This is a genomic window from Micromonospora aridisoli, from assembly GCF_056150025.1.
Genome location: NZ_JAXCFK010000025.1, coordinates 22,060 through 42,323, shown reverse-complemented (window position 1 = coordinate 42,323; position 20,264 = coordinate 22,060). Strand labels below are relative to the sequence as shown.

Annotated in this window: 20 protein-coding genes; 13 read left to right on the top strand and 7 right to left on the bottom strand. The window is 72.9% G+C overall.

Going from position 1 to position 20,264, the window contains the following annotated elements; all coding sequences use genetic code 11:
* Positions 1 to 169: 169 nt before the first annotated feature.
* The 5 genes from SM447_RS28975 (at position 170) to SM447_RS28955 (ending at position 4,506) form a co-directional block, all read left to right on the top strand.
* Positions 170 to 1,426 carry a lycopene cyclase family protein gene (locus tag SM447_RS28975; RefSeq protein WP_474576054.1) on the top strand — a complete coding sequence of 419 codons (1,257 nt, stop codon included), beginning with the start codon at positions 170 to 172 and terminating at the stop codon, positions 1,424 to 1,426.
* 65 nt (positions 1,427 to 1,491) lie between these two features.
* Positions 1,492 to 1,971: a ribonuclease HI gene (gene rnhA, locus SM447_RS28970; RefSeq protein WP_474576053.1), complete on the top strand. Its 480-nt coding sequence runs from the start codon at positions 1,492 to 1,494 to the stop codon at positions 1,969 to 1,971.
* 60 nt (positions 1,972 to 2,031) lie between these two features.
* Positions 2,032 to 3,024 carry a LacI family DNA-binding transcriptional regulator gene (locus tag SM447_RS28965; RefSeq protein WP_474576052.1) on the top strand — a complete coding sequence of 331 codons (993 nt, stop codon included), beginning with the start codon at positions 2,032 to 2,034 and terminating at the stop codon, positions 3,022 to 3,024.
* A 55-nt stretch (positions 3,025 to 3,079) separates the two neighbouring features.
* Positions 3,080 to 3,934 (top strand): arylamine N-acetyltransferase family protein, encoded by an 855-nt coding sequence (locus tag SM447_RS28960; protein WP_474576051.1) that lies wholly within the window; start codon positions 3,080 to 3,082, stop codon positions 3,932 to 3,934.
* A 5-nt stretch (positions 3,935 to 3,939) separates the two neighbouring features.
* Positions 3,940 to 4,506 carry an NADPH-dependent FMN reductase gene (locus SM447_RS28955; protein WP_474576050.1) on the top strand — a complete coding sequence of 189 codons (567 nt, stop codon included), beginning with the start codon at positions 3,940 to 3,942 and terminating at the stop codon, positions 4,504 to 4,506.
* 126 nt (positions 4,507 to 4,632) lie between these two features.
* Here the strand turns inward: SM447_RS28955 and SM447_RS28950 are convergent, their stop codons facing one another.
* Positions 4,633 to 5,502 carry a pentapeptide repeat-containing protein gene (locus tag SM447_RS28950; RefSeq protein ID WP_474576049.1) on the bottom strand — a complete coding sequence of 290 codons (870 nt, stop codon included), beginning with the start codon at positions 5,500 to 5,502 and terminating at the stop codon, positions 4,633 to 4,635.
* A 154-nt stretch (positions 5,503 to 5,656) separates the two neighbouring features.
* On the opposite strand from SM447_RS28950, the gene SM447_RS28945 reads away from it, so the two are divergent.
* From SM447_RS28945 to SM447_RS28925, 5 genes are all read left to right on the top strand, one after another.
* Positions 5,657 to 8,446 carry a WD40/YVTN/BNR-like repeat-containing protein gene (locus SM447_RS28945; protein WP_474576048.1) on the top strand — a complete coding sequence of 930 codons (2,790 nt, stop codon included), beginning with the start codon at positions 5,657 to 5,659 and terminating at the stop codon, positions 8,444 to 8,446.
* 23 nt (positions 8,447 to 8,469) lie between these two features.
* Positions 8,470 to 9,324, top strand: coding sequence for a carbohydrate ABC transporter permease (locus tag SM447_RS28940; protein WP_474576047.1), 855 nt, complete (start codon positions 8,470 to 8,472; stop codon positions 9,322 to 9,324).
* Complete coding sequence (locus SM447_RS28935; protein WP_474576046.1) at positions 9,321 to 10,652, top strand: ABC transporter substrate-binding protein; 1,332 nt, start codon at positions 9,321 to 9,323, stop codon at positions 10,650 to 10,652. Before SM447_RS28940 ends, SM447_RS28935 begins: the two co-directional genes overlap by 4 nt.
* A gap of 76 nt (positions 10,653 to 10,728) precedes the next feature.
* The gene (locus SM447_RS28930) at positions 10,729 to 11,763 is read left to right on the top strand and encodes an ABC transporter ATP-binding protein (RefSeq protein WP_474576045.1); all 1,035 of its coding nucleotides are present in this window, start codon (positions 10,729 to 10,731) and stop codon (positions 11,761 to 11,763) included.
* 86 nt (positions 11,764 to 11,849) lie between these two features.
* Positions 11,850 to 12,719, top strand: coding sequence for a carbohydrate ABC transporter permease (locus SM447_RS28925; RefSeq protein ID WP_474576055.1), 870 nt, complete (start codon positions 11,850 to 11,852; stop codon positions 12,717 to 12,719).
* On the opposite strand, the gene SM447_RS28920 is transcribed toward SM447_RS28925, so the two are convergent.
* Entirely contained in the window at positions 12,685 to 13,209 is a 525-nt protein-coding gene (locus SM447_RS28920; protein WP_474576044.1) for a DUF1772 domain-containing protein, read from the bottom strand. The two genes, SM447_RS28925 and SM447_RS28920, sit on opposite strands and share 35 nt — an antisense overlap.
* Before the next feature lie 205 nt (positions 13,210 to 13,414).
* Here SM447_RS28920 and SM447_RS28915 point away from each other — a divergent pair, with 205 nt between their 5' ends.
* Entirely contained in the window at positions 13,415 to 14,833 is a 1,419-nt protein-coding gene (locus SM447_RS28915) for an RtcB family protein (RefSeq protein WP_474576043.1), read from the top strand.
* Between the two features lies 1 nt (position 14,834).
* On the opposite strand, the gene SM447_RS28910 is transcribed toward SM447_RS28915, so the two are convergent.
* From SM447_RS28910 to SM447_RS28900, 3 genes are all read right to left on the bottom strand, one after another.
* A complete protein-coding gene (locus SM447_RS28910; RefSeq protein WP_474576042.1) occupies positions 14,835 to 15,257 on the bottom strand; it encodes an archease in 423 nt (140 codons plus the stop codon).
* Positions 15,258 to 15,301: 44 nt separating this feature from the next.
* Positions 15,302 to 15,664: a cupin domain-containing protein gene (locus tag SM447_RS28905; protein ID WP_474576041.1), complete on the bottom strand. Its 363-nt coding sequence runs from the start codon at positions 15,662 to 15,664 to the stop codon at positions 15,302 to 15,304.
* Between the two features lie 128 nt (positions 15,665 to 15,792).
* Positions 15,793 to 17,397, bottom strand: a complete 1,605-nt coding sequence (locus SM447_RS28900; protein ID WP_474576040.1) for an LLM class flavin-dependent oxidoreductase — start codon at positions 17,395 to 17,397, stop codon at positions 15,793 to 15,795.
* Between the two features lie 104 nt (positions 17,398 to 17,501).
* On the opposite strand from SM447_RS28900, the gene SM447_RS28895 reads away from it, so the two are divergent.
* Positions 17,502 to 18,041, top strand: coding sequence for a MarR family winged helix-turn-helix transcriptional regulator (locus SM447_RS28895; protein WP_474576039.1), 540 nt, complete (start codon positions 17,502 to 17,504; stop codon positions 18,039 to 18,041).
* A gap of 46 nt (positions 18,042 to 18,087) precedes the next feature.
* Positions 18,088 to 18,690 carry an MBL fold metallo-hydrolase gene (locus tag SM447_RS28890; protein WP_474576038.1) on the top strand — a complete coding sequence of 201 codons (603 nt, stop codon included), beginning with the start codon at positions 18,088 to 18,090 and terminating at the stop codon, positions 18,688 to 18,690.
* A 102-nt stretch (positions 18,691 to 18,792) separates the two neighbouring features.
* Here the strand turns inward: SM447_RS28890 and SM447_RS28885 are convergent, their stop codons facing one another.
* Both SM447_RS28885 and SM447_RS28880 read right to left on the bottom strand, forming a co-directional pair.
* Positions 18,793 to 19,575 carry a B3/B4 domain-containing protein gene (locus SM447_RS28885; RefSeq protein ID WP_474576037.1) on the bottom strand — a complete coding sequence of 261 codons (783 nt, stop codon included), beginning with the start codon at positions 19,573 to 19,575 and terminating at the stop codon, positions 18,793 to 18,795.
* A gap of 18 nt (positions 19,576 to 19,593) precedes the next feature.
* A complete protein-coding gene (locus SM447_RS28880; protein ID WP_474576036.1) occupies positions 19,594 to 20,205 on the bottom strand; it encodes a LysE family translocator in 612 nt (203 codons plus the stop codon).
* Positions 20,206 to 20,264: the final 59 nt, after the last annotated feature.

Sequence of the window (20,264 nt, the reverse complement as noted above, 5' to 3'; positions counted from 1 at the left end):
GCCCAACACTGGAACAGCTGACAACCCTAGACATTCCTCCACAGGGGGAAACAAGACCGCCGGCCGGCACCCGAACCAGGGCGCCGGCCGGCGGTCTTTGCTCTGCCGGGGCGGCCGGGGCTCCGCCCCTGCTCATCTGGTCCGGGTACCGGTGTGGCAGCGTGATCGGATGAGCTGCGCGCCGGTCGACGTCGACCTCGCCCTGGTCGGTGGGGGCGGCGCCGCCTCGCTGGTGTTGGCCGCATTGGCCCGGCACGGCGTACGCGATGTGCGGATCGCCGTCGTCGATCCGGTGCACCGGCGCGGCCAGGACCGTACATGGGCGTTCTGGGACCAGCCGGGCAACGACCTGGACGAGCTGCTCAGCGCCAACTGGTCACGGGTCGAGGTGGTCACGCCCGACGCGCACCGCGCCCTGGACCTGGCGCCCCTGCGGTACGCGATGCTGCGCTCCGGCCCGATCTACCAGCGGGCCGCCGAGGCGGAACGGCGCCTGGGCGCGCTGCGGATCGTCGCCGCTGCCGGTGACGTCGACGACGACGGTGAACGGGTGCTGGTGCGCGCCGTCGACGGTCGGCCGCTGCTGCGGACCCGCTGGCTGTTGGACTCCCGGCCGCGACCGCCGCGCCGGCCCGGTCGCACCAACTGGTTGCAGCACTTCCGTGGCTGGTGGCTGACGGCCGACCGGCCGGTCTTCGACCCGGCACGGGCGGTCCTGATGGACTTCCGCACCCCGCAACCGGCCCGGGGCGTCTCCTTCGGCTACGTGCTGCCCGTCGACAGCCGGTACGCGCTGGTCGAGTACACCGAGTTCTCACCCGACCTGCTGACCGGGGCGGCGTACGACGCCGCGCTGGCCGGATACCGGGATCTGCTCGGTCTCGATCCGGCCCGCCTCACTGTGACCGAGGTCGAGAACGGCGTCATACCGATGACCGACGGTCCGTTCGTGGTCCGCCCCTCGCCGCGGGTGGTGCGGCTCGGCACGGCCGGCGGTGCCACCCGTCCCTCCACCGGCTTCACCTTCTCGGCCATGCACCGTCAGGCCGAGCAGGTGGCCCGGGCGGTGGCCGCCGGCCATGCGCCGGTGCCGGCGCCCGCGTACCCCCGCCGGCACCGGTGGATGGACGCGGTCGCGTTACGGGCGCTGGACCGCGACCTGGTCGACGGCCCCGCGTTCTTCGGCCGGCTCTTCGACCGCAACCCGGCGCAGCGGGTGCTGCGTTTCCTCGACGGCGAGACCACCGTGGCCGAGGATCTGACGGTGATGCGCTCCACCCGCCTGCGACCCATGGTCGCCGCCACCGTCGGCGATGCCGCCGGTCGGATCCGCGATCGGCTCATGCCCTCGCACCGCCCCACCTGGACGGTGCCGCCGCCGGTCGTCGACCGTGAGCCGCCCACCGGAGACCGTCCGCTGCGGTGAGCCGCCCGTCGCCGCACCTCGGCGGCGGCCACCGGTGCCGGACCGGCGTCGGATAGGTTCCACACATGGTGGACGAGGCAGCCGGCCGGGTGGTGCGGATCTGGACCGACGGGGCGTGCAGCGGCAACCCCGGCCCGGGTGGCTGGGGCGCGGTGCTGCGTTACGGCTCTCATGAACGTGAGCTGCGCGGCGGGGAGGCGAACCCGACCACCAACAACCGGATGGAACTGACCGCGGCCATCGAGGCGCTGGAGAGCCTGACCCGCCCCGTCACCGTCGAGCTGCACACCGACAGCACGTACGTGCGCAACGGCATCACGAGCTGGCTGGCGTCCTGGAAGCGCAACGGCTGGCTGACCGCCGCCAAGCAGCCCGTGAAGAACGCCGACCTGTGGCAGCGGCTGGAGGCGGCCTGCGCCCGGCACCGGATCACCTGGTTGTGGGTGAAGGGCCACAACGGGCACCCGGAGAACGAGCGGGCCGACGCTCTGGCGAATCAGGGCATGACCGAGGCCCGCGCCGCCGCCACGACGGGTCGCCGCTGACCGGTCGATCAGTTGGCTGCCGTCGGGCAGGATGAACGTACCTGCGATCCGGAGAAGCCAGTGGCACGATCACGTCCCGCCCAGCCGACCCTCGCCGACGTGGCCCGCCTGGCGCGGGTGTCCACCGCCACCGCGTCGCGGGCGCTCAGCGGCAACGGCCCGGTCTCCGCTCCGGTACGCGAGCAGGTGAGGCGGGTCGCGGCCGAGCTGGCGTACGTGCCGAACCCGCTGGCCGTCTCGCTGGCCAGGCGACGAGGTCACCGGCTGGTGATCGGCGTCGTCGCCACGCACCCCCAGATGCTCGCCGACCAGTACGTGACCCGGCTGGTCGGCGCCGCCGCGGGGGAGGCCGACGGGCACGGTCTCGGCGTCTCGACGCGGTGGATACGCCCCGGTGACGTCACTCCCGTCGTGGAGGTCGCCCGTGACCGGGGCGTGCACGGGGTGCTGCTGGTCAACCACGATCTTCAGCTGCTCGACGCGGTGCCCGCCGCCCTGCGCGGGAGAGTCGCGGTGGTGGGCCCGGGCTTCGGGCGGGTCGCCTCGCACGACGTGGACACCCGGGCGGCGATGCGCGCCAGCCTGCGGCATCTGATCGCCGGTGGCCGGCGGCGGATCGCCATGCTGACCGGGCCGAGCTGGGTGCCGAGCATGCGGCAGCCGCTCTCGGCCTACCGGGCGAGCCTGCGCCAGCACGGCCTGCCCGTGCGTACCGTGACCGCAGGGCTGAGCCTGGCGACCGGGGCGGCGGCAGCGCAGCGGGTGCTGCGACGCTGGCCCGACACCGACGCGATCGTCGCGATCACCGACATCACCGCCCTGGGTGCGCTGCGGCACCTGGCCGAGCAGGGGCGTCACGTCCCCGACGACGTGGCCGTGGTCGGCTTCGACGACGTGCCGCTGGCCGAGCTGGGCCGGCCGGCGCTGACCACCGCCACCCATCCGGTGGAGCGCATCGCCGTCGGTGCCGTGCGTTGCCTGCTCGACGGCACCGCCGACGCGTCGGCCCAGGTCGTCCATCCGTCGACGCTGGTGCACCGGCAGAGCGCCTGAACCGCGCCACCTCGGCACTTGCGGTGTAACCGCTTCCACACCGTACGGTCCCGACATGGACACGACGGGGATGCGCCCGGGCCCGGTGAGCTGGCCGTACCGGGACGAGGACCAGCTCGACCTGCCCGCCTACCTGGCCCGGATCGGTCACCCGTCCCGGCCGAGGGTGAACGAGGAAACCCTGGCGTCACTGCACCGGGCGCACGTGGCGGCGATCCCGTTCGAGAACCTGGACATTCCGCTGGGCCGTGGGGTAAGCGTCGAACTGGCCGTCATCCAGGCGAAACTGGTCGGGCACCGGCGCGGCGGCTACTGCTTCGAACACGGTCTGCTCTTCGCGGCGGTGCTGGAGAAGCTCGGGTTCACCATCACCCGGACACTCACCCGCACCGGTGACCCGGCCGTGCAGCCGCGACCCCGCTCGCACCTGGTGGTGCGGGTCCGCCTCGGGAACGTCGACTGGCTGGCCGATCCCGGCTTCGGCTCCGGACTGCTCGAACCGGTTCCGTTGATCCATGCCCGGGTGCACCCGCAGGGCCGGTGGCGGCTCCGCACCTGGCTCGGCGGCGACGGCGGCTGGCGGTTGCAGCAGTGGCGACCCGACGGCTGGGAGACGCTCTACACCCTCGTCGACGAGACCACGTACCCGGTCGACGTGGAGGGCGCCAACCAGCTCACCGCGACCAGCCCAGGCTCACCCTTCGTCGGCCAGCTGGTCGTCGTCCGCAAGGACGACGACCAGGTCCGGAGACTCGTCGGCCGGGAGTACGCCGTCGAGCGTGCCGACGGTGTCACCGTCACCCGCACCGTGGCCGCCACCGAGCTGGGCACCCTGATCGCCGAGCTGGGCGTCGAACTGTCCCCGGACGACCTCGCCGTACTGGCCCGACCCACCCAGGCAGAGAGGTGATCCGCATGTCCGACCCACCGATCCGGCTGGCGGTGATCATTGGCAGCGTCCGGGCCGAGCGGTTCGCGCCACGGGTCGCGGACTGGTTGCTCGGCCGGCTGAAAGGCCGTACCGATTTCGACGTCGACCTGATCGACCTCGCCGGGCTGACCCTGCCGGCGGCGATGGACGGCACCGGCGACACCGGGGGTTTCGCCGACCGGATCCGGCGGGCCGACGCCTTTCTGGTGCTCACTCCGGAGTACAACCACGGCTATCCGGGACCGCTGAAGACCGCGATCGACAGCGTCCACCGGGAGTGGTGGGCCAAGCCGGTCGCCCTGGTCTCCTACGGCGGGATCTCCGGCGGCCTGCGCGCCGTCGAGCAGCTACGGCTGGTCTTCGCCGAGCTGCACGCGGTCACGCTGCGGCACTCGGTCGCCTTCGCCAACGTGTGGGAGCGGTTCGACGCCGACGGTGACCTGCGCGACGCCGAACGGGTTGCGGAACACCTCGCCGCTCTGCTCGCCGACCTGCGCTGGTGGGCGACGGCGCTGCGCACCGCACGGTCCGTCGAGCCGTACCCCGGTTGACGGCCGCGCCGACAGAGCTGCCCTGCCCGTCGCGGGGACGGGGGACGGCGGGCAGGGCCGTCCGGGCGTCTCCCGGGTCACCGTCCGAGCTGGCTCGACGAGATCCGGGAGATCCCCGGGCACCGGTCAGCGGCGCCGGCCGCGCCGCGCCGTCGACGTCGCGGCGTGCGGCAGCTGCGACCAGTGGGCCGGGCGGACGATCCGCTCCGGCAGCCGGGTCCGCAGGTCGCCACGGGCGGCCTCGACCTGCGACCGGTGCAGGAACAGGGCATCGGCGAGGTCCGCCCCCCGCACGTCCGCCCCGCGCAGGTCCGCGCCGGTCAGGTCCGCCCGGGCGAGGTCGACCGCGCGCAGGTCGGCACCGACCAGCAGCGCGCCGCGCAGGTTGGCTCCGCGCAGGTCGGTACGGCGCAGGTCGCGGCCGACCAGCGCGGCGCCGCGCAGGTCGACGCCGGCTCCGTCGCGGGCGCGGGCCAGGTCGGCGGCGCGCGACAGCAGCGCGTTGACCGTTCCCCGGTGCGCGTCGACATCCAGGGCGAGCAGCGTTTCCGGGTCGGCGGCGGCCAGCCGCTCGGTCTCGGCGAGCGCGGCGGTCAACCGCCCGCGCAGCTCGGCCGGGGGACCCAGCCGCAGCGCCTCGGTCAGATACCACAGCAGCTCGTGCAACGGACGCATGACCGCGAAGACGTCGAACATCTGCCGCGCGCTGCCCGGCTCGCTGCGCCAGTCCCGACCACCGAAGGTCACCTGAGCGACCCGCTGACCCGCGCCGAAGCAGTCGAAGACCGTGCAGCCGGCGAAGCCCCGCCCGCGCAGCTCGGCGTGGATGGCGCAGCCGAAGTCCGCGCGCAGGTTGCGGCACGGCTGGCCGGCGGGCTTGTCGAGCGCGAAGTCGGCCGAGGCGGCGAACGCGGGGGCGACGCAGCACAGGCCGAAGCACCGGGCACAGTCGGCACGCAGCTCGCCGCCACCCGCCAGCGGGTGTCCCTCGGACATGCGACCCGTCCCTCCCGGCACCGGTTCGATAACGTGCAACAGCTCTATTGCCTGTAGTGGATCCCTCTGACATATTCCTGCGTGGACGCTGCCAGCGACGGTCGCCAATCCGGATGCCGCGCTGCGGTGACGCCGTCATGCCGGAGGGACCCCCGTGAAGCGTAGACGTCGCCATCTGCTCGTGGGCCTGGCGGTCGGTGCCCTGGTGGCATCGACCGGCCTGGTCGGAATTCATTACGCCGGAGCCGAGGTGCCGGCACCCGTCGCGGCCGGCGGGGAGATGCCCAACGCCCTCGGCGCCCACCTGGAGCGGCTGCGCCAGGCCGTTCCCGGCGACGGCGGCATGTCACCCGACGGGCCCGGGGGCGCCGCCCAGCAGGCGTTCCTGGAGCGCGCCTACCCGGCCGACGCGATCACCATCGCCCAGCTGGACCGGTCCAAGGCGGCCTTCACGGCGGCCGACAAGCGGTTCAGGGGCAGCCGGCAGTGGACCAACATCGGTCCGAGCGAGGCGCTGTACCCGTTCACCGAGTACCGCAACGCCTTCAACTACGTGCCCAACGAGTACGTGGCCGGCGGCCGGGTCACCTCCATCGACATCAGCCCCGACTGCTCCAAGCTGCTGTGCCGGGCGTACGTCACGCCGGCCGGTGGTGGCGTCTGGGGCACCCTCAACATCCTCGCCGCCGAGCCGAAGTGGTTCTACCTGGGCGGTCCGCTGGGCATCAACGCCGCCGGCGCGGTGACGATCGACCGCAACGACCGCACCGGCCTGACCATCTACGTCGGCACCGGCGAGGCCAACACCTGCGGTTCCGGCTGCGTCGCCGGCGTCGGCCTGTACAGGTCGACAAACGGGGGCCTGACCTGGTCCGGCCCGCTCGGCAAGGACGTCCTCGCCGGCAAGGGCATCGGTGAGATCACCATCAAGCCCGGTGACCCCAAGACGCTCTACGTGGCCACCACCACGGCGCTGCGCGGCATGTCCAGCTCCTGCTGCACCGGGGTCACCCGGCCGGTGCCGGACGCCGAGAAGTGGGGCCTCTACAAGTCCACCAACGGTGGCAAGAGCTGGAAGTTCATCCACAACGGTTCGGCCGACGCCACGGCCTGCACCGGCAGCCTCGCCGAGTACAACAACACGACCAGCTGCTCCCCGCGCGGTGTACGCCAGGTCAAGCTCGACCCGCGCGACGCCAACATCGTCTACGCCTCCTCGTACGCCCGGGGCGTGTGGCGCTCGTCCGACGCCGGTACGACCTGGACGCAGATCAAGCCGTCGCTCAACGCCGCGATGTTCCAGACCCGCGCGGCGATCGACGTGACCGCCCTGCCCGGCGGCAAGACCCGGATGTACGTGTACGAGGGCAACACCGGCACCCCGTACTCGCGGCTGTTCCGCAGCGACGACGTGGCCGCCGGCTCCCCGGCGTTCGCCGACCTGACCAGCTCCAACCCGGCCGACCCGGGCTTCGCCACCTACAACCAGTGCACCGGTCAGTGCTGGTACGACGTCTTCGTGCACACCCCGCAGGGGCACCCGGACATCGTCTACACCGGCGGTTCCTACCTGTACGGCGAGACCGTGGCCAACAAGCGGGCCGTGGTGCTGTCCACCGACGCCGGGGTCAGCGGCACCGACATGACCTACGACGGCACCGACGAACTGCACCCCAACGGCCTGCACCCCGACCAGCACGACCTGGTCACCAACCCGCGTAACCCGTACCAGTTCTTCGAGGCCAACGACGGTGGGGTGATGCGCTCCAGCGGCGAGTTCGTCGACCGTTCGTCCTGGTGCGACAACCCGGACCGCAACCTGACCACCCAGGCCCAGCGGGACCGCTGCCGGCAGATGCTGTCGAAGATCCCGTCGAAGCTGGAGGGGGTCAACAAGGGCATGAACACCCTGCAGTTCATCAGCCTCTCGGTCAGCCCGCACGACGTGAACCAGTTGCAGGGCGGCACCCAGGACAACGGCACCTGGGAGAACAAGGGCCAGCGTCAGCGCTGGGTCAACACGATGATCGGTGACGGCGGTGCCTCCGGCTGGGACGTCGCCCGCCCCGAGTTCCGGTTCCACACCTTCTACGACGTCTCGCCCGAGGTGAGCTTCGCCAACGGCGACATCGCCAGCTGGATCTGGACCGCGGACCCGATCTTCGGCCAGCCGGGCAACCTGTTCTACGCCCCGGTGATCACCGACCCGAAGGTCAGCGGCACCATGTTCGCCGGCACCGGGCTGTCGGTGTACCGCACCAAGACCTTCGGCCTGGGCGACCGGAGCCTGGCCGAGGCCGACCGGATCTGCAACTCCTGGACCGGCACCTACGAGGAGGACTGCGGCGACTGGGAGCCGCTGGGCACCACCGGCCTGACCGCTGCCGGCTGGGGTGACCGGGCCGGCGGGGCCGTGTCGGTCGTCCAGCGGGTCGACTCCGACAGCTCGACCGCGTGGGCGGCCACCAGCACCGGCCGGGTCTTCGTCTCCCGCAACGTCGACGCCGAGCCGGCCTCCGCGGTGACCTGGACCCGGGTGGACACCGCCGCCACGCCGAACCGCTTCGTGACCAGCATCCACGTCGACCCGGCCGACCCGGCCCGGGCGTGGATCTCCTACAGCGGGTACGGCTCGAACACCCCGGCCACCCCCGGTCACGCCTTCGAGGTGCGGGCCACGGCCGACGGGGCGACCTGGAGCGACCGGTCGTACGACTTCGGGGACCAGCCGATCACCGACCTGGTCCGCGATGACGTCACCGGCGACCTGTACGCCTCGACCGACTTCGGGGTGCTGCTGCTGCCGAAGGGCAAGACGTCCTGGACCAAGGCCGCGGCCGGCATGCCGAACGTCGAGGTCGCCGGGCTGACCGTCGTGCCCGGCGAGCGGGTTCTCTACGCCGCCTCGCACGGCCTCGGCGCCTGGAAACTCAGTTTGAAGTAGGGTTTCCGATCATCGGCACAACGTTGGCGAGGGGCCGCACCCGCGGCCCCTCGCCGCTGCCCGAGCGGGCCGCCCGGCTGTGGCGTACGCTCGGCGCGGCCTTCGTCATCCTGGTCTTCGTCCCGCCGCTGCTGCTGCTGGTCTCCGGCTCCCTCACCGAGCCCGGCCTACCGCCGTCGCCGACGCCGCAGCTGGTGCCCGACCCGCTCTCCACCACCGGCTACGAGCGCGCCCTCGACCTCGGTGGTCTGCTGCGCGCCTCGCTCAACTCCGTGCTCGTCGCCGTGGTGGCGGTGCCGCTGAGCGTGCTCGTCGCCTCGCTGGCGGGTTTCGCGTTGACCCGGCTCGCCCCGCGCACCACGGCCGTCGTGGTGGCGGCGTCCCTGGTCGCGCTCATGGTGCCGGCGACCGCACTGCTGGTGCCGCGCTTCGCGATCTTCCGGTTCCTCGGGCTGACCGACACCCTCGTCCCGCTGGTCGCCCCGGCCCTGCTGGGCACCTCGCCGCTCTACGTCCTGGTCTACTACCTGGCCTTCCGGGCGTTGCCGGCCGACCTGTACGACGCCTGTCTGGTGGAGGACCTGTCGCCGCTGCGCACCTGGTGGCGGGTCGCGCTGCCGCTGGTCCGCCCGGTGACCGCCGGACTCACCGCCCTCACCTTCGTGCTGACCTGGTCGAACTTCCTCGACCCGTTGATCTACATCTACGATCGTGACCTGTTCACCCTGCCCCTGGCGCTACGGTCGTTGTCCCTGCTGGACCCGACCAACTTCCCCGCCTTCCTGGCCGGGGCGGTGATCGCCACGGTGCCCGCGCTGGTGGTCTTCGCGTTGGCCCAGCGGCGTTTCCTGCACCACGACGACCGACCCGAGGGATGACCACCGTGCGACCCAGACCCCTGCTCGCCCTCGCGTTGAGCGCCGTGCTCGCCGTCACCGGCTGCGGTTCCGGCGGCGCGTCGTCGTCCACCGGTCCGGTCAAGCTGCTGGTGTTTGGCGCGCCGGAGGAACTGGGCGCGTACCGCACCCTCATCGAGGCGTACCAGCAGGCCCGGCCCGGCGAGCGGGTCCAGCTGATCGAGGCCAGCGACCGCAAGGACCTGCTGGCCCGGCTCGCCACCTCGGTCGCCGGTGGCGCACCGCCGGACCTCTTCCTGATGAACTACCGCTTCTACGGGCAGTTCGCCGCCAAGGGCGTGGTGGAGCCGCTGGACGAGCGGATCGCCGCCTCGGCGGCGCTCGACCCGGCCGACTACTACCCGGTGGCGATGGAGGCGTTCCGCTGGGACGACGCGCAGCTGTGCCTGCCCCAGAACGTCTCCAGCCTCGCCGTCTACTACAACCGCACCCTGTTCACGAAGTTCGGCGTGCCCGTGCCGACGGCCGGCTGGACCTGGAACGACCTGGTCGCCACCGCCACCCTGATGACCCGCGACGACCGGGGGCTGGTGATCAAGGGCACCGAGGCCGAGGGAGCCGCCCGGTTGCCCGCCGTGCACGGGCTCGGCGTGGAGCCGTCGATCATCCGGCTGGCCCCGCTGGTCTGGTCCAACGGCGGTGAGATCGTCGACGACCCGGAGCGGCCGACCCGGCTGACGTTGGACAGCCCGGCCGCCCGCGAGGCGCTGCGGAACCTGGTCGACCTGCGGCTGGCGTACGGGGTGGTGCCCAGCGACGCCGAGGTGGAGGCGGAGGACGACGAGTCGCGCTTCCTCAACGGTCGCCTCGCCATGCTGATGACCTCCCGCCGGGCCACCACCAACTTCCGCACCATCAGCGGCTTCGAGTGGGACGTCGCGCCGCTGCCGGTCTACCGGCAGCCGGTCGGCGTGCTGCACTCCGACGCGTACTGCATGACCCGGGGGTCGCGGAACAAGGACGCCGCGTGGCGGTTCATGGAGTACGCGATGGACGAGGAGGGCCAGCGGATCATCGCCGCGACCGGGCGCACCGTGCCCTCGCACATCGAGGTGTCCCGCTCACCGGCGTTCCTGGACCCGGACCAGCCGCCCCGCAACTCACAGGTCTTCCTCGACGCCATTCCCACCGTCCGGGCCCTGCCGACGGTCTCCACCTGGCCGGAGATCGAGGACCTCAGCTACGGCATCCTGGAGAACGCCATGCACCGCGGCGACAAGCTCGACGACGTGATCCGCGAGCTGGACACCAAGAGCCGGCCGATGTTCGCCCGGGGGGAGAACGGGTGAGCGAGCGTCAGCGAGCGAACCATCATCGCGGCGCGCTGCCGCCTCGCGGCGTCGCCGACCGCAGGGGGGCAGCGGCGTGACCGACGGACTGGTGCTCGACGGGGTCAGCGCCGCCTACCGCGACACCACCGTGCTGCACGAGGTGGACCTCACCGTCTCCCGGGGTGAGCTGCTGGTGGTGCTCGGTCCCTCCGGCGCCGGCAAGTCGACGGTGCTGCGGGTGGTCGCCGGGCTGGAACCGGTCACCGCCGGACGGATCAGCATCGCCGGTCGGGACGTCACCGACCAGCGGCCCGGCCGGCGCAACGTGTCGATGGTCTTCCAGTCGTACGCGCTGTTCCCGCACCTGACCGTGGTCGAGAACATCGCCTTCGGCCTGGAGGTACGCGACACCCCGCGTCGGCAGGCCCGCGAGCGGGCCCGGGCGGCGGCCGAGACGGTGGGCTGCGCCGGGCTGCTCGACCGCCGGCCCGGGCAGCTCTCCGGCGGCGAACGCCAACGGGTCGCCCTGGCCCGGGCCCTGGTCCGGGAGCCGGACGTGTTCCTGCTCGACGAGCCGCTGTCCAACCTGGACCTGGCGTTGCGCACCGAGATGCGCACCGAGCTGCGGGCCCTGCACGACCGGATCGGGGCGACCATGGTGCACGTCACCCACGACCAGACCGAGGCGCTGGTGCTCGCCGACCGGATCGCGGTGCTGCGCGACGGGCGGGTCGAGCAGGTGGGCACCCCGGAGGAGATCTGGCGCAGCCCGGCGAGCACCTTCGTGGCCCGATTCGTCGGCTCACCGTCGATGAACCTGCTGCCGGCTGACGGCCCGCTGCGACCGCGTGGCGACGCACCAGCGCTGCCCGACGGTCCGCTGGAGATCGGATTCCGGCCCGAGGCGGTCGCCCTCGACGCCGCCGAGGGCACCCCGGCCACCGTCGACCGGGTCGAGGTGATCGGCGAGGACGCCTTCGCGTACCTCAGCCTCGCCGCCGGGGAGCCGGTGGTCGCCCGGGTGCCGGCCGCCCGCCGGCCCGAGCGCGGCGCGACGGTACGCCTCGACGTGCGCTGGGCCGACACGCACCTGTTCCACGCCGACACCGGCCGACGGTACCGACCGTGAGCGCGGGCGGTGAGGCGTCAGCCACCCGGCCACGGGCCCGGGCGGCCCGGCGCCCGGACAGCCGGTCACGGCGACACCTGGCGTTGATGCTGGCGCCGTACCTGGTCGGGCTGGTCGGGCTGGTGCTGCTGCCCGCCCTGGTGACGCTGGGCATGTCGGTCACCGACTACGACCTGCTGCGCCCGCCGACCTGGGCCGGGCTGGACAACTTCGTCGCCCTGCTGGACGACCCGATCTTCCGGGTGGCGCTGCTCAACTCGGTGGTCTTCGCGCTGGTGGCCGTACCGCTGCGGGTGCTGCTGGCGCTCGGCCTGGCGCTGCTGCTGCACCGGCGGGCCCCCGGCGTCGGCACCGCCCGCACCGCGGCGCTGCTGCCCACCGCCGTACCGGAGATCGCCTACGGCCTGCTCTGGCTCTGGCTGTTCAACCCGCTGTACGGGCCGATCAACCAGCTGCTGCGCCTCGGCGGTGAGCACGGGCTGACCGTGCTGGGGCGTACCCCGCCGCAGTGGCTGACCGACCCGACCAGCGCTCGCGCCGGCATCATCCTGATGAGCCTGTTCACCATGGGGGAGACCTTCGTGGTGCTGCTGGCCGCCCGGCGCGCGCTGCCCCGCGACGTGTACGAGATGGCCGCCCTCGAGGACGCCACCGGCTGGGACGTCTTCCGCCGGATCACCCTGCCGCTGATGGCGCCGGTGCTCGCCCTGCTGGCGGTACGCGACGCCGTGGCCAGCCTGCACTTCACCTTCGTGCCGGCGTTCGTGGTGACCGACGGCGGCCCGCCACCGTACGCCACCACCTACCTGTCGCTCTTCGTCTACCAGACCGGCTTCGAGTACCTGCGGTACGGCTACGCGGCGGCGGCGACGCTGGTGATGATGCTGCTGACCGTCGTCGCGGTGCTGGTGCAGTGGCGGCTCATCCGCCGCTACCGTCGCTTCTACCAGGTGTGACGGCGGTACGGGCCCACCGCAGGAGGGCCGTGAAGGCGAGCGCGGCGGTCACCGCGCCACCGACCAGCCGCACCCGGTGCCCGGCGACGAACTCCTCGGCCACCTGGCGCAGGTACTGCGGCGAGTGGGTGCCGACCAGGTCGACGAACATGATCTCGTTTCGGGGCCAGAAGAAGACCACCGAGAACAGGAACTCACACGCGACGAACACCCCGGTCGCGGCGGCGACCCACCAGCGCAGCCGGCGGTCGCGCCAGGTGAGCAGGGTGGTGGCGGCACCGAGCAGCACCACCGAGGCACCCAGCGGCGGGAAGTAGTCGCTCGGGCCGCTGACGACCATGAACTCGCGGGCTCGCTCCAGCGACGCCGGTGCGTCGTGGAAGATGTTCGGATAGAGCATCACGGTCTCGGCCGCCACGCCGCCGAACGACATCATCGCCGCCCAGGTCAGCGCGACGAGCGCGATCCAGGTGAGTCTGCTGCGCGACACCGGTCCTCCTGCCGGTTCGGCGCCCCGTGCGGGCGCGTCGGTCCGTTGCGCTACGAACGCTAGGTCGGCGACGGTGGGTCATCTGCCGTCCGGCGACGCGAACGGGGGTCGCCTCTCGACGTACGGCGGTGACCGTCCGGCACGTCCGTGGGCGATGGTCGGCTGCGGCAGGTGTAGCCGGGGCGATGGCGGGTAGCCGCCGCGGATGGAGGTGGTCGAGGAGTCGCCGTACCGGTTCCGGATCGAACGGCACGACCCGATGCGGGTGCCGGGGGTGGTCTTCGCGTCCCGGTCGCTGCTGCCCGACCCGACGGCCGACCGGTCGCTGGAGCAGGTCGCCAACGTGGCCACCCTGCCCGGCATCGTCGACGCCTCGTACGCCATGCCGGACCTGCACTGGGGCTACGGCTTCCCGATCGGCGGGGTCGCCGCCACCGACGTCGAGGCCGACGGTGTGGTCTCGCCCGGTGGTGTCGGGTTCGACATCTCCTGCGGCGTCCGGTTGCTCGTGGCCGACCTGGGCCACGACGAGCTCCGCCCACGCCTGGACGCGGTGATGGACGGGCTGAGCGCGGCCACCCCGAGGGGCATGGGCAGCGGGGCGGTGTGGCACCTCACCGGCCGCGACGAACTCGACGCGGTGCTGCGCGGCGGTTCCCGGTACGCGGTGCGGCGCGGTTTCGGCGTGCAGCGGGACCTGGACCGGTGCGAGGACCACGGCGCGGTGGACGACGCCGACCCGGGCCAGGTCAGCGACCGGGCGATCGAGCGCGGCGCGCGCCAGGTCGGCAGCCTCGGCTCCGGCAACCACTTCCTGGAGGTGCAGGCGGTCGAGCAGGTGTACGACGAGCCGGTCGCCGAGGCGTTCGGGCTGCGCACCGGTCAGGTCTGCGTCATGATCCACTGCGGGTCGCGGGGCCTGGGCCACCAGATCTGCACCGATCACGTGCGGGTCATGGAACGGGTGATGGGCCGGCACGGCATCCAGGTACCGGACCGGCAACTCGCCTGCGCGCCGGTGGCCTCCGCGGAGGGACGCGCCTACCTGGGCGCGATGGCCGCGGCGGCCAACTACGCACGGGCGAACCGGCAGTTGCTCGCCCACGCGGCGGGGCAGATCTTCGAGCGGCTGACCGGGCGGCGCCTCGACCTGGTGTACGACGTCTCGCACAACCTCGCCAAGATCGAGGAGCATGTCGTGGCGGGGGTCGCGCGGCGGCTGTGCGTACACCGCAAGGGCGCCACCCGCGCCCTGCCGCCCGGGCACCCCGAACTCCCCGACGACCTGCGCGACGCCGGCCAGCCGGTGCTCATCCCCGGCTCGATGGGCACCGGCTCGTACGTGCTGACCGGGGTGGCCGGCTCACCCGCCTGGGCCTCCACCTGTCACGGGGCGGGCCGGGTGCGCAGCCGCAAGCAGGCCGTCGCCGCCGGCCACGGCACCGACCCGCGCGCCGAACTGGAGGAGCAGGACATCGCGGTACGCGGAGCGTCCCGGCGCGGCCTGGCCGAGGAGATGCCGTCGGCGTACAAGGACATCGCGGCGGTCGTCGAGTCCGCCGAGGGGGCCGGCCTGTGCCGCAAGGTGGCCCGGTTGGTGCCGCTCGGCGTGGTCAAGGGCTGACTCAGACGTCGAGCGTCACCGCACAGGACCAGCCCTCGCCGTCGCGACCGAAGCGCAGCTCGTGCAGCGAGACCGCCTTGGGCACCGCGCCGGTGAGCTCCAGCTCGGCGGTGGCGCTGGTCCGCCAGCGGATCGACAACCCGCCGCCGGCGTCGTCGGTCACCTCGCTGGCCAGCGGCAGCTCGTCGGTCGTCTCCATCCGGAAGATCACCTCGTCGAGGACGGTCACCAGCAGGTCCGCGTCGGCGGCGGGCGGCGCGTGGAACGTCCGCTGGGCGCTGGGCCGAGCCACGCCCGGGTCGGTGAACGACTCGACCAGCGCGGCGACCGCCTCGGCCACGCAACCGGCCCGGTCCGGCGCCCACGCCTCGATCCGGACGTCCGCGGTGTGCGGTACGCACCGGTGTCCCCGAGCCGGCTCCATGCATCCGATGATGCCCGCCGCGACCCCGCTACGCCGGCCGTACCTCAGACGTCCTGCGGCAACCAGTAGACGGAGACGGCGAGGAGCGGGTCGGGCCCGTCGTTGCGGATCTGGTGCGGCACCTGGCTGTCGAACGCGACCACGTCCCCCGCGCGGAGGCGGGCGCTCCGATCGGCCCATCTCAGCGTGCCGGTGCCGGCCACCACGACCCACACCTCCCGGGACCGGTGGACGTCGAGGTCGTTGGCGGTCCCGGGGGCGACCGACCAGCGGGCGACCTCGAACGGCGCGGGCGCGGTCGACGGGAACGGGAGCAGGGCACGCTCGACCGGGCCGCCCTCGGCGAAGGCGTACCAGGGTTCGAACCGGACGGGGCCGCTGGTGACGGCTGGGCTGGTGCTCGACATGCCGTCGAGACTGCCGGGCGGCCGACGGCACCGTCTGGCGGCAATCGGTCGTCGCGTTCCGAGCCACTCGACGTCGGTGGGGAACCCGGCTCACCTCGTCCGACGCGGGGCATCGGGCAACCACCACGCTAGTGTGCGCCGAGGCGGGCGATCGGCTCGACCAGTTCGCGCTCCTCGTAGGACAGGTGTGACAGCAGCGTGTCGCTGAGCAGGTCCACCGCGGCCCGCAGGTCGGCCATGCCGTCCTGGGTGGCCACGAAGGCGACCAGCGCCCGGTCGACGCCCTCCAACACGTCGTGGATGGCGTGGTGCTCCTCCTCGAGCCGGTCGATGACCGGCTTGAGCCGCGGGTCGGCCCGCCGAAGGTGGGGAAAGAGCGACCGGTCCTCGATGGTGTGGTGGGTGGTCACCACCCGGCAGTACGACTCGCAGTAGGTGCCCAGGGTCCACTTGTTCTGCCGCATGGTCATCGTGTTGATGTGCGAGCGGGCGGTGCCCACGTCGATCAGCCCGGCCGCGACCTGCTCGACCAGGTCGTGGATCTGGGCCAGTTCGGCCCGCAGCCCGTCGTGGACGTCGATCAGGTGCTGCGCACCGGCCTGCTCGTGCGCGGTGTAGGTGCGCTGCGGGTCCGGTGCCGGCCCGGTCGGTCGGGCCGACTCGTCCCACACCCGTACGTCGCTGCGGCGAACGCCGTCATCGGGAGTGGGGGTCACGGCGAACGGAGCCGCCCCGACCATGCTCCGGTGCCGTCGGTCCGGGCCCTGCGCCGTGGCCGGGCCGGGGGCGGCGTCGCCGGTGGCGGTGGCGGTGGTGCTGCCGGGCGCGGTGCCGGCCGGCGGGGTGGCGCGTTCGGCGGCGACCAGTTCCCGGGTGGCCGGCGCCACCTCGGCGGCGAAGCGCCGCAGGTCGTCCGGGTTGTCGCTGCCGAGGATGAAGGTGCTGATCCCCTCGGTCAGCGCCAGGTCGGCGAGTTCCTCGGCCCACTGCTCGGCCGGACCGTCCAGCGGACCCCGCCCGGTGGCCGCGAACCGGCCGTTGACGTTGAGCAGGCGGCGTACGCCGGTGGGGGACCGGCCGGCACCGTCGGCGGCCTCGTCGATGATCGCGTTGCCTCGGGCCAGGTCGCCGGGTTGCAGGTAGGCCAGCGAGGGCAGCCAGCCGTCGGCCCGGCGTCCGGTCAACGCCAGCATGCGCGGCTTGTAGGCGCCGAGCCAGATGCCCACGTCGTGCGCGGGGGCCGGTCCCCGCTTGGCACCGACCGCCCGGTGGAACTCGCCCTCGACCCGGACACCGCCCCGGGCGTCGGCGTCCCAGATCTGACGGATGATCTCGATTGCCTCCTCCAGGGCACGTACGCCCTGCCCGGGGGAGAGGCGTCGCCCACCCATCGCCTCGATGGCGTCCCAGAACGCGCCGGCGCCGAGGCCGAGTTCCATCCGGCCGCCGCTGAGCAGGTCGAGGCTGGCCATGCTGCGGGCGAGCACGGCGGGCGGGCGCAGCGGCAGGTTGGTGACGTTGGCGGAGAGCCGTACCCGTTCGGTGCGGGCGGCGACGAAGCTGAGCAGTGTCCAGGTGTCCAGGAACGCCGGCTGGTACGGATGGTCCTGGAACGTCACCAGGTCGAGCCCGACCTGCTCGGAGAGCATGGCCAGGCCGACCGGCCGCGCGGGATCGGCGTTGCCGGGGGTGAGGAACGACCCGAAGGTCAGTGGGTGCCCGTAGTCGCTCATCTCGGCCGTCCTTCCGATCCGGCGGCGTCGCCCGCCACGGGTGAAATGCTATGTCCCACAGAACATCATCGCTAAAGAAAATATGTGACTTACGCTATCGTGGGATGATGAGCGGTGCCCAGGCCAGCGACCCGATCAACGATGACCTCGGATGGATGCTCGGCGTCGTCTTCCGCGCCTACGCTCGCGCCGCCGACCACGCCGTCGGTGACCTGCCCGGCGGGCCGCGCGGCTACCAGGTGCTCACCTCGGCCGACCGGCAGCCCGCCCCCAACCAGGGCGCGATCGCCGAGGAACTCGGCATCGACCGGACCGTGCTCACCTACCTCATCGACGACCTGGAACGGGACGGGCTGGTGGTCCGCCGACCCGATCCGGCGGACCGGCGCAGCCGCCTGGTCACCCTCACCGAGGCCGGCCGGGAGGCCGCGCGACGCCGCCGGGAGGCCCTCGGCGCGGTCGAGGCGCGCCTGCTGCGGGAGCTTTCCGCCGAGCAGGCCGAATCCCTGCGCACCCTGCTGCGCCAGGTGGCCTGCGCGGCGCAGGCGGTGGACCCGCTCACCGACCTGTGTCAGGCGGTCGAGGCGGCGGCCGAACGTCCGCCGGCCACCCGCGCCGGTCGCCGTCGACCCACCCGCACCTGACAACGGACCCCCGCGCGGCACGACCTCCCGGCGTACCCTGCCGGGGATGCGGATCACGAAGTACACGCACTCCTGCGTCCGGATCGAACACGACGGCGTCGTGCTCGTCATCGACCCGGGCACCTGGAGCGAGCCGCGGGCGCTGGCCGGCGCCGACGCCGTGCTGGTCAGCCATGAGCACACCGACCACGTCGACGTGCTCCGGCTCGCCGGTCTCGGCGTGCCGGTGTACGCGCCGGAGGGTGCCGTCCTGCCGGACCTGGCGCCGCTGCCGGTGACCCGGGTGCGGGCGGGGGAGCGGTTCACCGCCGCCGGCCTGGAGGTCACGGCGGTCGGTGGACGGCACGCCACCATCCACGGGGGGCGGCCCGACTGTGTGAACCTCGGCTATCTCGTCGCCGACGCGGTCTATCACCCGGGCGACTCACTGCACCCGCCCGGCCGGCCGGTGCGCACCCTGCTGGTGCCGGCGCAGGCGTCCTGGCTGAAGCTGACCGAGGCGATCGACTTCGCCGTCGGGGTCGGCGCGACCGAGGTCATCCCGATCCACGACGCCCAGCTCAACGAGCGTGGTCTGGCCAGCGTCAACGGCTGGTTCGGTGAGACCGTGCCCGGCTACCGCCATCTCGCGCCGGGCGAGTCGCGCTGACCCACCCCGGGCGCGGCCCGGAACGGCCGCCCCGTGCCGGCCGCCCCGGGCCGCGCCCGGGGTGGGCCGCCCGCTACGCCTCGAACCGTGGTTGGTCCGGGGTCAGCACGCTGACGCGTGTCGGGACATCCCAGCCGTGTCGCAGTCCGGCGGCGAGCGCGTCGAGCACCGCCGGCACGTCGCGCACCGCCTCGTCGTGCATCGCCTCGACGACCACCAGGACGGCGCGGGTGTCCTCGCGTACCGCCGACCAACCGCTCTGCCGGTTGGTCCAGCGTCGCGCGTGGGCCCGTCCATGTCGCGCACCGCCTCGTCGTGCATCGCCTCGACGACCACCAGGACGGCGCGGGTGTCCTCGCGTACCGCCGACCAACCGCTCTGCCGGTTGGTCCAGCGTCGCGCGTGGGCCCGTCCATGCGGATCGGCGAAGATCACCTCACCCGGCTCCGGATGCTCCTCGACGCCACCGAAGGTCAGGTAGCGCTCGTCACCCCGGGCCGGGCGCACCTCGATGCCCCCGCCACAGCGGTCGACGTCGAGGATCCCGACCGGCACCGCGTACGCGGCGGAGACGGCGTTGCCGAGGTCCACGAGCGGGTGTACCCGGGGCAGGTCGCCGGAGGTGCGGAGCCGCCGCAGCAGCGACTCCGCGGCGCAGCGGTACCTCGTGGGAGCCAGGCCCATCCGCGCGAACGCCCGCCGCCACGCCTGGATCTCCGCGAATCCCGCCTCGGTGCCTCCGGCGAGCCGCCGGCGGGCCGCCGCGAGCAGCTCGGTCAGCGGCAGCTCCGCCCGGGGCCGGCCGGCGACTCCCTCGGCGTACAGCACGCCGGCGACCAGCGTGGGGTGCTGCGCCCACACCTGTGGTGAGTGCTGGAAGAACACGCTCGGCACCTCGTCCGCTCACGCCTCGGCGCGGGCCAGCAGCAGCCCGAGCCCCAGGAACGACCCGGCGAAGCACCGGCGCAGCCAGTCGGCCACCCGGGGCCGGTCGAGCACCCGTCGGCGGACCGCGGCGGCGCAGAGCCCGTAGCCGACGAAGACCACCAGTGTGGTCGCCGTGAAGACCGCGCCCAGCGCGAGCATCCGGCCGAGCGCACCCGGGCTGCCGGGGTGCACGAACTGCGGCAGGAACGCGACGAAGAAGATCGTCAACTTCGGGTTGAGCAGGTTCATCGCCACCGCCGAGCCGATGATCCGGCCGGCCGGGCGAGCCGGGGTCTGGTCGTCGACGGTGAACGCGCCCCGCTCGCGTAACGTCGCCACCGCCAGCCAGAGCAGATAGCCCACGCCCAGGTACTTGACCAGGTCGAAGGCGAGTGCGCTGGAGTGCAGCAGCGCGGCGAGCCCGGTCATCGCCGCCACCAGGTGCGGCAGGGTGGCCAACGTGCCGCTGAGCGCGGCGAGCAGGGCGGCCCGGTGCCCGCCGGTCAGGCCGGCGGAGAGGGTGAACAGCACCCCGGCACCCGGGGTCGCGACCACCACGAGTGTGGTCAACAGGAACGCGATGGTCACGAGAAGTGCTCCCTGGTCCGGTGACGGTACGACACCACCCTGCCGTCAGAATGGTCCGG